The 15,024-nt window shown below is 48.7% G+C and carries 13 protein-coding genes and 1 pseudogene; 2 read left to right on the top strand and 12 right to left on the bottom strand.

All coding sequences use genetic code 11. The annotated features are described in order from the left end of the window. Positions 1-38 precede the first annotated feature (38 nt). The 11 genes and pseudogenes from M0413_RS13535 to M0413_RS13585 all read right to left on the bottom strand — a co-directional run bounded on the left by M0413_RS13535 (position 39) and on the right by M0413_RS13585 (position 10,321). Positions 39-539 (bottom strand): hypothetical protein, encoded by a 501-nt coding sequence (locus M0413_RS13535; RefSeq protein ID WP_249554570.1) that lies wholly within the window; start codon positions 537-539, stop codon positions 39-41. 80 nt (positions 540-619) lie between these two features. Continuing rightward, positions 620-1,159 (bottom strand): hypothetical protein, encoded by a 540-nt coding sequence (locus tag M0413_RS13540; RefSeq protein WP_071681730.1) that lies wholly within the window; start codon positions 1,157-1,159, stop codon positions 620-622. 268 nt (positions 1,160-1,427) lie between these two features. Further along, positions 1,428-1,763, bottom strand: a complete 336-nt coding sequence (locus M0413_RS13545) for a hypothetical protein (RefSeq protein WP_249554571.1) — start codon at positions 1,761-1,763, stop codon at positions 1,428-1,430. Positions 1,764-1,824: 61 nt separating this feature from the next. Beyond that, a complete protein-coding gene (locus tag M0413_RS13550) occupies positions 1,825-3,621 on the bottom strand; it encodes a VWA domain-containing protein (RefSeq protein WP_089140443.1) in 1,797 nt (598 codons plus the stop codon). Positions 3,622-3,705: 84 nt separating this feature from the next. Beyond that, positions 3,706-4,983: a DUF3150 domain-containing protein gene (locus M0413_RS13555; RefSeq protein ID WP_071681732.1), complete on the bottom strand. Its 1,278-nt coding sequence runs from the start codon at positions 4,981-4,983 to the stop codon at positions 3,706-3,708. Positions 4,984-5,181: 198 nt separating this feature from the next. Further along, positions 5,182-6,192, bottom strand: coding sequence for a YqaJ viral recombinase family nuclease (locus M0413_RS13560; protein ID WP_089140445.1), 1,011 nt, complete (start codon positions 6,190-6,192; stop codon positions 5,182-5,184). 254 nt (positions 6,193-6,446) lie between these two features. After that, positions 6,447-7,247 (bottom strand): annotated as a pseudogene (gene bet / locus M0413_RS13565) (phage recombination protein Bet); the annotation flags it as partial. A 159-nt stretch (positions 7,248-7,406) separates the two neighbouring features. After that, entirely contained in the window at positions 7,407-8,312 is a 906-nt protein-coding gene (locus M0413_RS13570; RefSeq protein ID WP_089140447.1) for a hypothetical protein, read from the bottom strand. A 10-nt stretch (positions 8,313-8,322) separates the two neighbouring features. After that, positions 8,323-9,291, bottom strand: a complete 969-nt coding sequence (locus tag M0413_RS13575) for an AAA family ATPase (RefSeq protein ID WP_022635552.1) — start codon at positions 9,289-9,291, stop codon at positions 8,323-8,325. Between the two features lie 219 nt (positions 9,292-9,510). Continuing rightward, the gene (locus M0413_RS13580; protein WP_154398366.1) at positions 9,511-9,696 is read right to left on the bottom strand and encodes a hypothetical protein; all 186 of its coding nucleotides are present in this window, start codon (positions 9,694-9,696) and stop codon (positions 9,511-9,513) included. Positions 9,697-10,000: 304 nt separating this feature from the next. Next, positions 10,001-10,321 (bottom strand): hypothetical protein, encoded by a 321-nt coding sequence (locus tag M0413_RS13585; protein ID WP_013141561.1) that lies wholly within the window; start codon positions 10,319-10,321, stop codon positions 10,001-10,003. A 293-nt stretch (positions 10,322-10,614) separates the two neighbouring features. On the opposite strand from M0413_RS13585, the gene M0413_RS13590 reads away from it, so the two are divergent. Together M0413_RS13590 and M0413_RS13595 are read left to right on the top strand one after the other, a co-directional pair. Continuing rightward, positions 10,615-11,256 carry a hypothetical protein gene (locus M0413_RS13590; protein WP_071681740.1) on the top strand — a complete coding sequence of 214 codons (642 nt, stop codon included), beginning with the start codon at positions 10,615-10,617 and terminating at the stop codon, positions 11,254-11,256. Between the two features lie 120 nt (positions 11,257-11,376). Next, on the top strand, positions 11,377-12,240 hold the full coding sequence (locus M0413_RS13595) for a hypothetical protein (protein ID WP_249554572.1): 864 nt from the start codon (positions 11,377-11,379) through the stop codon (positions 12,238-12,240). Positions 12,241-12,277: 37 nt separating this feature from the next. Here the strand turns inward: M0413_RS13595 and traN are convergent, their stop codons facing one another. Further along, positions 12,278-15,022 (bottom strand): conjugal transfer mating pair stabilization protein TraN, encoded by a 2,745-nt coding sequence (gene traN, locus M0413_RS13600; RefSeq protein WP_249554573.1) that lies wholly within the window; start codon positions 15,020-15,022, stop codon positions 12,278-12,280. Between the last annotated feature and the right edge of the window lie 2 nt (positions 15,023-15,024).

The following is a 15,024-nucleotide window of genomic DNA, read 5'->3' on the forward strand; positions in this document are numbered from 1 at the left end:
CCATCAGGGGCAGGTTCGCCCCTGGTTAGGGATTAAGATCAAGCGTTATCTGCATACCACCAGCTAAGGCGATTGCAATCACGAACGAAAGCAACTTTATCGGGAGCCTTCATCATGACAACATCACCTTCGCAGTAGGTGCATAGCTCAAGCGTTGCTTCATTTTTCCAAAAGGCACTGCACCCCGAATCTTGGTACATAACCTCCCATTTGGGATGGCGCAAGTACCGACGGAAGAAATCGAGAGTGTCACCGCAGGGAAAGCTAAAGCGTTCCATCACTGAACCATTTTCAGTCAGTTCAGGTTTAACTTTGCCGGTCTTTAAACGCTTCTTGATGATGCGCTGAATCCAACGAAGTCGTGCAAACAGCCGCTTGGTGTCTTTCTCGTACCACTGGGGATTACGCTTGCTCCAATAGAGCTTGGCGAATATCTCTCCTGACAGGTCCTTCATCTGGTTTTCGTTGAGTCCATCAAGAAAACGTCGAGAAGGTTTGTCGTGGTTAAGAACTGATTCCAAAGCTGATAATTTTTTCATAAGGGCTCCTTATTGCGATTGCAGAGCCCCTGCCCCTCAGGGCTATTGAGGCCCCATAGGGTTATTAATTGAACGGCGGATTAATGTGGGTTCGTAAATCGAATGGCTTTACCAATGAAATCAGCCATCAGCCGATTCCCAGTAGAGCTGAAATAGCTCTGCCACTCTTTCCAACCACCTACAGACTCGACCGAACTTGGAGACTCGAAGATACCCCAGATACGCATTTCACAACCACGTTTCAAAACTCGGTTTACTTGGTCAACCAAATATTCCTTGTTCTGCAATGACGATAGATTGCAAGGCATCTGCATGATTAGCTTTTCAGCTTGCTCAAAGTCGATTTTTTCAATCAACCCCGTGCGGGTATCTACAGAGAACGGAACCACCTGCTGACCGTGGTTAGACCACAGCCAATGGGTGATATAGATCGGATTGACACCAACTTCCGTTGGCACCAAAACGCTGCCGCAATCTCGCAACAGCCATACCAAACGCAAACCATCAAATCTTTCCAGAGACTCCACATCGGTAGTGATGTCATCTTTGTAGATTTCAGGCAGCTTATGTTCGGCGGCAAGAGAGACCATTACGGATTTCAGATTAGTTAAATGAGACATGTGCGCTCCTTAAAGTAATTTTGGGGCACACAGAGCCTGACAGGCGCAGTGCGCCCTTAGGCTGAGGTTTAATGCTGTTTGTTTTAGGCGACCAGCTATCGCACGTTTTCGCTCTCCGAAGAGAACAAAACTCACTTTCTCAGCAACCCTCAGCGAAGGCATCTGAGAAAGTGGGAGGGTATTCCCTCCTCACTTTGATTGTTCCACGAGAGCAGTGTGAACAGGAACGCTCAAACTGCCCTTTTAGGGTGCAAAGATCAAAGACGTATCAACTAACACGCCTTTTCAGTTCTTCGACCAGATGTTCAGGCACCTTGCTCGCAGTACAGACAAGTAAGGTATCGAGGCCAACTGGCTTACGAAAGCTCTTGTTTGACCAGGAATCACCAACTGATGACTTTGCCCAATCAATTGCTTGCCCAAGATTGTGGAACTGCCGCCTGCCTGTGTATCCCATACGACTATCCAAGGTAACACCTTGGAAAAGTCTCCAGTACATTGGAGGAATGCGCTTGGCAAGCAGTATGAAAGGCGTATCAGGCACTATGGACCTTTTACCTTTGTTCCGATGATACAAATCCAAGGATGGATGGAATTGATTCATAGACTCTCCAAATAAAAACGGCCACCCCCGAAGGGATAGCCGTTTATCGTTTCACTTCCTGTTAGGCCGCAAAAGCAGTCAATGACCGCTCCATCAACTTAAACAGTGTGCGTTGTAAAGCTGCCGCGTCATCAATGACAATGTTCTTTTGGAACAGTCCTGATACTGCGGTAGTCTCTACCCCTATACCGATCACCTCAACATCACTTCGTTCACAGAGGTCAATCACAGAGCGACATGCCGGAGCGCTTTGAGGCTGCCCGTCAGTCACCACGATCAACATTTTCCGCTCTTCACGGGTCTTGGTGAGTTCAAAGGCTGCATACCACATGGCTTCCGCCATAGGAGTGCCGCCTGTTGCTTTGAACCCAAATCGACCGGCCCGATTTTGAACAGTGTCTCCATGCTTAACGACGCTAAACACTGGTTGGTTCCGATTGCCACCAAAAAAGGTAACAGCCGGGTTTACGCCGGGGATCGCTGCTAGGGCCATCGAAATAGCCAAAGACGCTTCCCGCGCAATGTCTTGACGCTCCTTTCCATTGGCGGCCTTGTAGGCCATCGAGGAGCTCATATCAACCAGGATGTGAACCGCCGTGTTAGGGCGCTTCTTGGCTTCCGGCTTGAGGAATACGCGAGTATCACCCGTCACTACACGATGTAGTTTCCGAGCATCCACACGCTTCCCTGAACGTTGGTTACGGTGAGCAACTCGCTGGCTGGCCTGAACCAATCCGTAAAGCTGCGTTCTTATCTTTGAAGTGGTGCTCTTCACATCCCCCACAAGGCTTTTGCCAACAGCAGGATTGTTTTGGGTATCTACAGCGGAGCGAACAGTCATATAGCTGTTATCCCCCTTATCCTGAGCCACCCGGTTAAGCTCGGCTTTTAATGCGTCATGCGCGTCACCACGCAAGTCACCGGCACCGGCATTCAGAACCTGCTGTAGCATTTTGGCCGCGTCTTGTTTCGCCGCGTCAGAATTACCACCAGCCTGGCTTTGTCCTGCCTTACTGCCACCATCAGCATCTGACTTAGCTTGGTCGCTCTGTCCTTTCGGATCAGACTTCCCGCCAGCTTCATCTTGCTTCTGATTTTTGCCTTGCTGATCACTGCCTCCGGCACTAGGCCCTTGGTTCTGATCATTACCACTTCCACCCTGATTGTTCTGAGGTTGGTCTCCACCAGCGTTTTGTTGGTTGTTACCGTCCTGACCATTCTTGGGTTTCTGCTCTTCTTTTTCCTTTTCCTCTTCGATCATCTTGATGATTTGGTCGGCCAAGGATACTACCTCTGCGGTGGATTTCGTGTTCACAGCTTTACGCAGCAAAGCGTTCAACCGAACCACAACACCTTGAGGAAACACTCGCTCGAATACGGTAGTAGCCGAATCGAGATAGGGTTGCAGGACAGATTGCCCAACAGCCTTAGTTTGCAGCCAGTACAAACAGAACCCTGTCAGAATGGAGGCTGGAGCCTCTTTATCTGTGACGTGCTCGTAATGACCAGCTTGAGCCATATAACGAGCGACTTCATTCAGGGTTTGTGAAGTGCCTGGGAAGAGATCCATCATGGCGCGTTCAATACGGCAGTCCTCCAAAACGTTGGACAGCTCAGCATGAAGGCCTCTTCGGCGTTCGACACCAAAATCCGTAAAACGGACGTGGGCGGCTTCATGGGCCAAATACCCCCAAACAGCATCCATATTTGGATAGTCGTCGGGGATATTCGGAACCACGATGGTTTTACCGTCGGTATAAGCATCATCGTTACCGATTGCCACTTTAACACCGAGTTTTTCACCATAGGCTGCGGCCACGATAGGTAGAGCGCTGTAAATGGTGCGTTTTTTGGACATATCTTTTCTCCTGATTGAGAAGGAGATAGTCCACCCCTGGAGGGGATGGCTATCCCCTCCGGGTCGGTTTAGTTGAAGTGACTATTAAAAGAACAAGTCACCATCATCGTCAGTTTTAGGCGGTTCCTGGTTGAGAGGCTCCGTAGCAGGCTCCTCTTGGATGGGATCGGGTACTACCAGAGTTTCCTCAGGTAAAACAGGCTCATCCTCAACATCAACGTATTCATCTTGAACAGCATCACCGGCATTGGGGTCATCTTCCGACTCGCCCTCACCTCGCTCTGCAAAATTCTTGAAGAAACTGTCAATGTCTTCATCCACGTCAACGGCGTCACCACCGTTGTTGGTCTGTTCAGATTGAACAGCGCCAGCACCACCTACCTGTTGCTGCACAGTGTTGTCACCCTCTAATACGAGGGCAGACTCACCAGCTTTATCGCTTTCCAGTCCGGCTTTTTCATTTTTAGAACGGTCCCCCATATGGGCTTCCGAACCACCAATGTTAAGAGCCATTCCCTCTACAGTGATCGAACCGTTGGCATACTCCTCGATGCGTTCCCTTTCGCTCATGATCAGCACTGCGGCCACGACCTGATAAAAGAAAGGTGCAACGATGTTACGACCATCAGCATGTTGCTCGTAGCCACGAAGGGTCTGATCGAGCAGATTGACCAAAGGGTTAAAAGCGCTGTTCAAGAAGCTAAGCCCATCCACTTTGTCGCGGATATTACGGAGGGTTTGACGTGTCGTAACCGCGCATTGGTCTCGACCTGCCAGACGTTCCATATAGAACTTATTTGCTTCCTGAACTACTTCGGAGACAAGATCGTCACCAAGACGCTCAACCTTGCGGTTAAGACGCTTAGCGTTAGCCTCATCCTCGTTCACCGGCTGAATCATAAACACCTGATATTCAAAACCAATTCGCTCTTCGACCGTTTCCTTTGGAAGGGCTCCAGCGCGTATGGCTCGTTCGTATTCAGGGTTTTCCTGACACCATTCATCCACAGCTTTGTTATAACCGTTGATGAAATCCTGTTTCAATTGGTTGAACTGGTAGTTGATGTCATTCAGCTTGTTACAGATTTCATCGGTCCTGCTGACAGGGACGGCAAATCCGTTCATAAACGGCATACCGAATTTCAGTAGGAGACGACGAGTTTCTGTTTTCAGGCGATGAAAGCCTTTCAGCTTCGCCGGATCACAGATTTTTTTACTTCCTAGTTGAGCGACTTTCTCAGGTGGTATTTCACCACCCTCACCCAGCTTGAGGTCAGATGCAGACAAACGGGTTTGTCCGCTCCAAATGTCAAAGTCAACGTGGATAACACAAAGGCTTTGTAGATGGTTCACTTTAGTCATGATGCACTCCAAAAGTTGGGGGCGCACCACGTCCCGAACCGGGCGGATGCGCCCGGTAGGGCCAGTAAATTAACGTTAATTTGCTGTTTGTTTTTGGCGACCAGCTATCGCACATTTTCGCTCTCCGAAGAGAACAAAATCTTCTTTCCGTTGAAGACTCTCAGAATCTCCAAGGGAAAGCGGGGGAAAATCCCCCACTTACCAGTAGCATGTAACTACTTCTTCCGGCAGATCATCAAGAGGAGCAAGTACGTCCTCATCAACAATGTACCGTGGTTTCACCGAACCTGTAACCGTTACACGGCACCGTTCGGATGACTTCTCTCTGTACTGGTCAATATCCTCAGGCTTAACACCTGATGCTTTGTCAGCAAGCAGTTTTTTGTAGTCTACCCGACCAGCCGCTTTGTATCTCGTCACCATCACGCCGCAGTAGTCGGCATGGAAGTATTCCCCCATGAGGGACTTCATGGTTTCGAGATGAGGTTTTTGCCTTTCTTGAAGCTCAGTCAGTCGCTGTTTAAGCTCCTGAATCTCAGCATCATAGAGGCGGTATTCCTCAGCAGCAGCAATCCAACAATTGACCTCACCACCTTGCGGTATGTATAAGTCTCTCTCTGGATCTTTATCAGGTTCCTTCTTGTCTACTACCTGTTGCCAGAACTTTTTAGCCTCAGCCAAGATTTCTTTGATCATGGCTTCATCTCGGAGTATTGGAAACTCCTTTATCTGTCCTTCAAAGTAGAAGACTAACCAACCTTGCTTAGCACCCGTAACCAGGAGCTGGTGTTGCACCTGCGGGTAATAAAGCTGGTATGCCTTGCTGTTTGCTTTCTCAGCACAAACATCTTCCCATACAGTAGCACTCGGGCTTTTCAGCTCGACGGGTTCCCCGTTATCTCTCAGGCCATCCAGGGAGGCCCTCATGAGCGGGTATTGAACCGATTGAACACAGGCAGGGAGGAGCATATCATCATACTTCTCCTCAAAAGCACGTCTTGCGGCATCTTCGTTTTCTATCCCCCGGCGAACCAGCGGATTAAGACTCAGATCGACTTCTCGCGCATACCCAGTCTTCTCGGCCCACAGTCTCCATCGTGTTTTGTACGGAGACCGGTTGAGCAGGATAGCGGCGTCAGTGGCTGTTACACCTTGACGCCGCCAATCAAGCCAATCTTCCTCGCGTTGCGATAGGTTGACTATTTTCATGGACCTCTCTCCAGTGGTTAGGAGGGAGATCTCCCCCAGCAGGGGAGTCCCCCCCGTTGGGGTTAGTAGTAATGCCCTTCTGTGCCCTCCTCTTCTGCTACGGGGATCATGTCCACGTCACTCAAAGGCGGCACTTCATCGGCACCAGGCTTTGCATTAGCTGGGCCACCAGCGATGATGGGCTCTTGCTCATGCGTTTCCTGGTAGTCAGGCTTCGGTGGCTCCATTTGATCCAATTCCTTCTCACGAAGAAATTGAGTCGCATATTGCAATTCCGAACCTTCATACCGTCCCTTCACATACTCATGCGCCGCAGACCATGCTTTTTCAGCAATAGCGCGATTTGCGAGTTTGGTCAGGATCGGATCAAGCTCTTTATGCTCGATAGCCAAAGGCTCTTGGCTATGAACTTGCGTCGGTGAAGGGAGGTTGGCAATAGCCGGGTTAATGGCTGATGCTTGTTCCATTTCACGAATACGTTCAGCTTCATCTTGGTCATAAATACCGGAGAAGCCAAAAGCGACACGAGAACACTGGATCAGTGACTTATGCCGGAGTTGACGCTTGGTGTGTGTTTGCCAAGGACCAGTGACAACATAAGGGCCGTGTTGCCCATTTTTCTGCACTGGCTCTCGGTAAACTTCGTCAATGAACTCCTTGATCCGGATAGGGCGAGATCTGTCCTTACGGTAAATCACGCATTCTATCCACTCAGGACACTCAACGTTCGCGCCTTGCATTCTGATCATCTTGTCCGCGTAAACGAACTCGACGCCATCATACTGGGGATGGTCGTTGATGATACGGCTCCAACCATCAACGCCTACAACCGGAATAATCCCATTTTGCTTATCAGGAAACGCATAGATTTCCCGAGTGAAAGGGTTTAAGCCGTATTGTTCAGCCACGATCAAGAGCGTCATCATCTGCTCATCGGTCGGTGCGCTACCATCTCGCTGTTTGAACGCTGTAGCCTTCAACGTGTCATAGAACTTCCGGGTGTCAACACCAAAACGTTCAGCGATACGGGTTACAAGAGATTTGCTATCAGACATGGTGTTTCTCCTATTCACTAATGAACGGTTTGAGGACACCATGACCCCATCGGGGCATCGGTGCCCCCGTAGGGTTTAGTAAGAACTGGCGGTGTTACCCGCCAGCCAAGTTATTTGGACAGAGCCAACTTTCCTAACAGGGAGTAGCCTCCGTTAGGGTTAAAAAAAGTGATCCTCTTGTTCGGAGTCGATCTCTGCCAGCCGAATCAGCTCAGATACAAGGCCAAGCCTTTCTGCATCCGCTCTTACTTCGTCGTAGCTGAAACCAAACCGTTCAATGAGGGGGTTTAGTGAATCAAAACGCTCGTAGTCGAAGGTGATACCCTGTTCATCACAGAAGGCCACCAGCGGCTTATCAACGTTTGAAAAGTCATCCGCGAAACGCTGTTGTAGGTAAACCAACATCAGCAGGGGTTTGTGACCATGTTCAGGGCGGAGTTCACCAGCGCCTTCCAGCGTTGCTGGATGGATAGTGTTCTCGCCAAGACCAGTGCTCACCCCAAGCTCATAACCGCTGTCTGTACGCATTAGCACACAGGGCAGCAAGTCGTTAGAGCCTTCATTCCGAGCAACCTCAAAGCCGATCAAACTGGCTCCTTTGGCAAATATCCCAGCTACAAAACCTTTGAAGAGGTTTATGTCGCCAGGAGGTAACTCAGAGGGCGGAGACAACAGCCAGTTTAGAGATCCTAATCTGGTTGTTTGTTCGGCTGAAACATTTCCCCTTTCCAGCACAGTCTGTGTCTCTGCGTTTACCAGCACCTCATCCAGAAAGGTGTACCCCTGGCTGAGAAACTGTGACACATACTGGCTTTCTTTGTCCTTATAGGACATTGGGATCGTGTCTGGGCCGTTGGCTTCAAAAGGTCCTTCGAGTTTTGTCTCAGACCAGTTTTCAGCTTTCCCATCAGTGACGGTTCGGTTTAGCTTAACCATCGTGAATTGGCCTGGCTCCGAGGAGCTGGGCTCCCGGAGAGCTTTGTAGCCAATAAATACCTCGAATGTTTCCAACGTTACCGCATCTTTGAATGTGTAACGACGGCACAAACAGTGATTTTTCTTCATGCGTCACCCCTTAGCGCCATTGGTCCCCAAACACATCCTTCGCAACACGCAGGATGGCTTCACGCTCCTCTTTGGCCGCACGGATAAGCAGAGCTTGATCTAGGGCGTATTCAAGAGCATTTGGGGCACCTCGGAACGCAAGAGACAGTTTCGCCCAACGCACCAACGTCCGGGTGGACATGGTGATGCTTAGCTGACCATCTTCACCGTTTTCACCAAGAAACAGTTTGCGGACCTGATTAGCAATCCGAACCATTCCCTTCCGTACATTTTCCGGAAGTTTCGGAGTAACACGGCCAAGAATGCTGAGTTCAGCTTCCTCATCCGCATACCCTACTTTGGTGAAACGATAGCGATCCATAGCTGCGAGGTTCTGCATCATCACCCCCTGGTACAAACCAGAAGCATCACCGGAACCCGTAGAGTTACCAGTAACGACCACACGAAACATTGGGTGTGGTTTGATGATTTCTCCACCATTCTGAGTGATCACAAGAGGACGCCCTTCAAGGACATCGTTGAGACCAGCCAGCTCGGCAGGGTCGGCCAAATCCACCTCGTTGATGAGGAGTAGATGACCTTCACGCATAGCAACTGCCAGAGGTCCATACATGAACTTCATGACAGGTGGTTGACCTGGTTTTTCCGCGACCAGAGCGTGATGTCCAATCAGATCTGTCAGTTCCATCCGCCCGTGGGCAGTGATTTGCTGAACAGGCCAGTTGAGACGACCAGCGATCTCGGTGATACCAGAGGTTTTACCAGACCCGGTAGGGCCGGTTACGAACAGTGCGTCACCGCCAGGTTCTTTGAGATAGGCCAAAACCTCTCGCAGAAACTCTTTGCGGAAAACGTAGTTGGTATCAGTGGCAGGGATAAAAGGGTGCGAGCCGTCAGCATAGCCGATGGCAGTTACCTTCTCCGGAATGCTAGGCATACCGAAAACCTTGCTTACTGAGAATTGAGTATATTGAGACATAGGTGCGCTCCTAAATTTGACAGGCGCACCACGTCCCGAACCGGGAGGATGCGCCCGGTTGGGCTAGTAAATTAACGTTAATTTGCTGTTTGTTTTTGGCGACCAGCTATCGCACGTTTTCGCTCTCCGAAGAGAACAAAATCTGCTTACTGATGGCTTTACCATAAGTAAGAAGACTTCTTTGAGAGAGAAGAGTAGCCTCTCCTGGAGGCTACTCCCTCAATGGACGAACATCACCACATCGTCGTCTTGACCAATGACCCCAGTTTCTTTGGCCCATTTCACTGCTTCGCTGTGCGCCAGGTAGGCGCTGGAATACAGTTTCGGATCAAATTTCACCTCGCGTCCATCAGCTAGATAGATGATGCCTGCTTGATCGTCGTAAACATGAAGATTCTGTTGCATTCGACATTCCCCCTGTAGCTTGTCGTCAAAGCAAACTGAAACCAGAAGACTTTGAGGACAAGCCACAGAGGCTTGACCAGAAAGAGAGGGGGTTCCCCCTCTCTTTTCGTTGACTATCAGCAGTAGCCAAACGATTCAGCTATTCTCACGAAAGGACGAGAGATTGCCCAACCAGTAGGGATACACATAGCGATGATAGCGATTTCCATGATGTTGCTCCTAAGCAAAAAAGGGGCAACATCCCCGTCGGGGTATGATTGCCCCGATGGGTTTGAAAGTGTCGAAGATTACTCAGCGACAGTAATTACCAAACAAGATCCTTACCCTTACGAAGGTAAGTAGGGATTTCGAGATAATCCCAATCAGGTTCTTGTTTAGCGGCTTCTTGAACTTGAGTTACCTCAGGTTCAACGGCTACCTTGGCTTGCTCAGCCTTAGCAGCACGTTCTTTTATGACGGCCTGTACAGACCGCATTGCAGGAACTGCGAATTTGTTCCAAAGGAACAAACCGATACGCTGGAACACTTTAGCGAGAGCGATGAAGGAAAATGCAAATACCTTCGCGCCAACGTACAGTGCGCCCAGAGATGCAAGCAGAACTACAATGAAAGTGATGATGTGCATGGTGTTGCTCCTATATAAAAAATCAGGGGCAACACCCGGAAACCGGGAGAAGCCCCCGGTTTGGGGTTAAGTAATGCCATACGGCATAAAGCTAGATGCTGTTTGTTTTTGGAGACCAGCTATCTCACCTATAGCCGCAGAGCGACTAAGATGGTTCAAATATAACTCACCTTTGCTCAAGAGAAAACGCTGTAACTGTCCATTTTGGGCACTTTGGGATGTCAGGTTACAGATTGACCGCATTTATCCTTTCCAGTGCGTTTATCTGTACCTCAAATCTAGGAGTATCTCTAATGGCAGAAGCACAAGCAGCAGTGGACACAAACAGCGACCGTAGCAACCACTACTCTCGCCCTATTTTCAAACAAGTATTGAAAGTGAATAGCCTCCAGGCTCAGCGAGTCATGGAGCGCAGCTTTGAGCGAGTTTCCAACTCTCTGTTCTCCATCGACGTTATCCTTCGTATCATCGGTGAGCAGGATGAAATCGACCAGGTTGAAACAGTCATCCTGGAACAAATCTCCAAGGTCTCCGAAGATCTGGACAAAGCCACCGCCCAACTTAACAAACTGATGGAAGATAACGGCATCGACATGATGCCGGGCTATACCAACCCGAACGAATACACCATCGAGATTAACTCTCCCCAAGTTGCCCAGTTCGCGCATCTGATCCGCAAGCTGGACAAACTGATGGGGATCGTTGATACACTCTGGTTAAACACCGTTCTGACCAGCAAGCAGCGTACTGACGCTACCTATCAGTGGCAACAGCGCCTCATCAAACTGGCAGGTCGCATCATCGGCATCGAGAAACGAGCTCGTATTTCAGCACACACCAAAGGTAAAGAAGGTGAAGTGGCACAAGCAGCTCCTGAATCTGAAACTGGCGACAAAGAAATCGCAGACGAAGCCGAAAAAACGAAAGCAGCATAACCCAGCCCAAACCTTTGCCCCTCACCTGAGGGGCTTTTTTTGTCTTTTATGGTTGCATTTTATGATGCTGTGATATTATCGAAGTAAATCAGATTCAACTCAGGCAAAACGGAGAACAACATGAACAAAACATTAATCACAACCGTAGCTTTGGCTGTAGCAACTCTGTCTGGCTGTGCATCTACCAGCAGCAACTACGAACCCTCAGCTTATAAAGCCAACCACAGTCGCGCCTACAACATTGCAGAGGCTGGTGGTCTGGTCACTGGTATCCAGGACGCTTCTGTTCCTCGTGATAAGCTGGAGCGTCTTACTGACACAAAGACGTTTGGTGCAGCTTACGTGCTATCTGGTTACACCTCACCTCAGCTTGGAATGACAAACTGGCAAGGTGGCTTAGTGAACCTTGCGAATTGGGCTATTGGCCCTAAACAGCATGGCGCCCGTAACAGCTTGGTTGCATGGATGCCAGCAAAAGAAGCCAATTCACCGGTAGATGCTCAAGCCAAATTTCTTTCACATGTGAAAGTTTCCATCGAGTCAGCGCTGACCGACTTGGGTGCCGATTTCACGCTTCTGTATGACAAAGATGGCCGCCTCACCTATCAGTTCTACAAAAACGAATGGGGTTGCTCGACGTGGGTGAACGGACAAAGCAAAGTGGCTGACATGTGTTCAGTCAAGGTGAAGCTCGTTGAGCCTCGCCTCGGTGTAGCTCCTGATTTTGTCTCTAGTGTCCAAGGTGCGGCTTATGCGTTTACATCAGGTCATGAGACCGCGTACAACTTTGTGAATGTCGGTAATGGAACCACCAGCCACGCCCCTCAACAGGTGATCTATGCAGCCATCAGCAAGCAGCTACCGGCTTGGACCTACCTCTACCTTGCTCCGAAATCAGTGGAGCTGGAGAATGGCGAAAAAGTTGCATTCCCTTATCTCCTTGAACAGGGAAAAGCAGAGCTATTTGTTTACCCGGAAGCGTAATCAATCGACATAAAAAAGGGGCCTTTCGGCCCCTTTTTTATCCCTCTCCTCCGCCACTTGTCGGAGCTCCAGTTTGAGGCTCTATACTATTTGTCGCTTCTCTACGTTTAGCATCAACATCAATACCTTGTAATCGCTCAAGTGCTCTTTCCTGTGAATTCTTACGAGTTCCATCAATATTAAAGTCGTTGCCAGATCCAGTTAGTGAGTCGAGGTTTATAGAACTTGGATCTGGGAATTTTCCATTTTGTTGTAATATACCTAACCACTCATCAAGATTTATCTTACTCCAATCAATTTCAGCCACCTTCTCTAAAGGAATACCTCCACATTGAGGTTCTTTAGGGCTGCCGAATGATTCACCCAGTTGAGGACGGATCTGTTCTTGAATGATGCGAGATAGCGGCGAATTGAAACAACAATATGCTTCTCGTTCTTCAATGCAAGCACCAAGAACCTTAGATTTACAATACGAACCAACATAAGTGCAGTTCTTTAATGCTCTCTTGGCATTCATCGTAAACTCTTCTTCCTCACACGCATAAATCATCTGGATCATAACCATTGCGACAACATATACGGTGTATATAGTCATAGCGGTACTAAGCCAGGTTGCCGCTGATTCCATCATCGCTTCGGCAGCTTGTTCGGACGCTGCGGCGGCAGCCTGCTCTGTTGCCGCATCTTGGCCTGCTGATTTCATGACATCCATCATTACTTCTTTGACCTGCTCTTTGAGTTGGTCAATGAGCTGATCAACAAACTGCTCTACAGGCTGGAAGAATGAATCAACAGCGCCAGAAACGTTCTCTATATAACTTGTGAACGGTTTTGTGACTTCTGTCCACCCTTGAAGGGCTGGCTCCCTAAGAACCTGATAAGCACCTTTGAGCGCGTTGCCATCCGTCAACCCCATAACTGCGCCATCGAGTTTGGGAACGGCCATAATGAGGTTCAGATAATCAGCAAGCGATATGTTAGTGGGTTTTTCACAACAGTCAGATACTCCACCGACAGCGATTTTGCATTCACCTGCCTCCCCACCAAATACCGTACACCCTTGGTCAACGTTACCATCACCGCCTTCCTCTGTTGCACTGTCGGTACAGCTCATATCTTGAGTTAAGAACTGTGCTGCATTTAATAATGCCGTCGCCCTCGCAAAGTCTGCACTTTGAGATTTTGTTATATCGAGACAGTCATCACCCATGCAGCGGATTGGACCACCACATTGAAACTCTGTATTTTTCTCTAGCGTCGGGACATCAACATCAGTACCGCAATCATAGGTATCTTTGAACACATAACATTGTCCGGAAGAACCTGCGGCACCATCAACACATTCAGAGCTGATGAAGCCACACTGGGGATTACTTTCTAGAGCAGAGCAAGAGTTTAAGTTAGAACCATCATTATTTGGGCAGTGTTCAACCCCTTGAGGGTCAGTCCAGCATTCCATCTGACCAACGTTAAAGTCACACTGCAACTTAGATAGCCTTACTTTTTGCGCTAATTTCGGAATACCTGGAAGTGGTGAAGGTTTTAAAGAGTTATAAAATGAATCCCCAGGACATATCGTTGCACCATTTACAACAATGCAGTCAACATCATTCCGAGCACCTTCAACCACATCTATTGACCCGGAACAGAAACCGTCTTGTAGCTTTTTAGCATCGTCAATGCAGGATTGAGGTATCCATTTATCTTCTTCTTGCTTTGTGAATCTAAATGAAAATCTACCCCCAAGAACCCAATCAAGATCATCAGAAGCCGTTGTATCTTGTATTTGTACAACCCCTACCAACCCATTATCGCAAGTGGGATATTGATTTACCCTATAAATAACAGTGGAGTCGATCTTTCCTGGGATGCCATGCTCAGGCCAATCCCACGAACCAATAAGATCTGTTTTGAAATTTACAGCCCCGCTGCACATAGCGTTGTAATCAACTGTAGGGATTTGGGCTACCTTTCGCTCCCCATCTGATGGCGATACCGCCTTCCATGACCCATTTTTTAGATCAAATTGTACAGTGAACCATGTTCTACCTTGTGAAGCGACATATACGTTTTCTACGGTACTGCTGACCCCGACAGAGTGAATTATATCGCAGTCCCCAGTCGGCTTAATCACTCGCTGGCATCTCTCGTATTCGGGAACGTGAGTATTTATAGTTCCCTGACTAATCGTTGTTTCTGCTGAACAATCTCCGAATCCCTCAGCAATAAGATCCATATCCTCATAAGTTTTTTTACTTAGGTTGAGAATGGGGTCGTTACTAAAATCTGGACGCGAACGATTGGAGGCATCAAGAAGTACCTTGTATGCTGCACCTGATATAGATGGATTAGCACTATTGGCGTCGCCCCAAAGGGACCCTTTAGCGCTATTCCCAACACTGTCCATGTTATCCCCAGAGTCATAAATACCCTGTAGCCCTCCAACGTCAGGTTTGTTGGCATCAGGGAAATAATAACTGTCCGGTTTATTGTTAGTACCGCTTGTTCCTGGGAACAGATCATTGACATTAATCTGGCTCCCCCCATTCATTTGGAACTGACCATCTTTCAACGTCGGCATAGAGATTGTGCCATTTTGCACAGTCCCCGAGCTCGACTTGAATGAGTTTGAGAGGTTTTGTCCGAAAGCCTGGGCCTCTTTACCTACCGCTGTGATGTCCTGGTCTTGGCTACCGTTAGCATAGGTATGTATCGGCAGCGCAGACATGGTTACTGTCAACAGCGAGGCCACAGCTCTCATAAAGTAATTATGACTTCGCATTG

It is taken from the genome of Shewanella sp. 8A (assembly GCF_023475945.1).
Classification (GTDB): Bacteria; Pseudomonadota; Gammaproteobacteria; order Enterobacterales; family Shewanellaceae; genus Shewanella; species Shewanella xiamenensis.

Coding starts and splice junctions, on each gene's coding strand:
- M0413_RS13575 (WP_022635552.1), bottom strand. CDS start 9,291: ATGTCTCAATATACTCAATTCTCAGTAAGCAAGGTTTTCGGTATGCCT.
- M0413_RS13555 (WP_071681732.1), bottom strand. CDS start 4,983: ATGACTAAAGTGAACCATCTACAAAGCCTTTGTGTTATCCACGTTGAC.
- M0413_RS13590 (WP_071681740.1), top strand. CDS start 10,615: ATGGCAGAAGCACAAGCAGCAGTGGACACAAACAGCGACCGTAGCAAC.
- M0413_RS13580 (WP_154398366.1), bottom strand. CDS start 9,696: ATGCAACAGAATCTTCATGTTTACGACGATCAAGCAGGCATCATCTAT.
- M0413_RS13545 (WP_249554571.1), bottom strand. CDS start 1,763: ATGAATCAATTCCATCCATCCTTGGATTTGTATCATCGGAACAAAGGT.
- M0413_RS13540 (WP_071681730.1), bottom strand. CDS start 1,159: ATGTCTCATTTAACTAATCTGAAATCCGTAATGGTCTCTCTTGCCGCC.
- traN (WP_249554573.1), bottom strand. CDS start 15,022: ATGCGAAGTCATAATTACTTTATGAGAGCTGTGGCCTCGCTGTTGACA.
- M0413_RS13535 (WP_249554570.1), bottom strand. CDS start 539: ATGAAAAAATTATCAGCTTTGGAATCAGTTCTTAACCACGACAAACCT.
- M0413_RS13550 (WP_089140443.1), bottom strand. CDS start 3,621: ATGTCCAAAAAACGCACCATTTACAGCGCTCTACCTATCGTGGCCGCA.
- M0413_RS13585 (WP_013141561.1), bottom strand. CDS start 10,321: ATGCACATCATCACTTTCATTGTAGTTCTGCTTGCATCTCTGGGCGCA.
- M0413_RS13560 (WP_089140445.1), bottom strand. CDS start 6,192: ATGAAAATAGTCAACCTATCGCAACGCGAGGAAGATTGGCTTGATTGG.
- M0413_RS13595 (WP_249554572.1), top strand. CDS start 11,377: ATGAACAAAACATTAATCACAACCGTAGCTTTGGCTGTAGCAACTCTG.
- M0413_RS13570 (WP_089140447.1), bottom strand. CDS start 8,312: ATGAAGAAAAATCACTGTTTGTGCCGTCGTTACACATTCAAAGATGCG.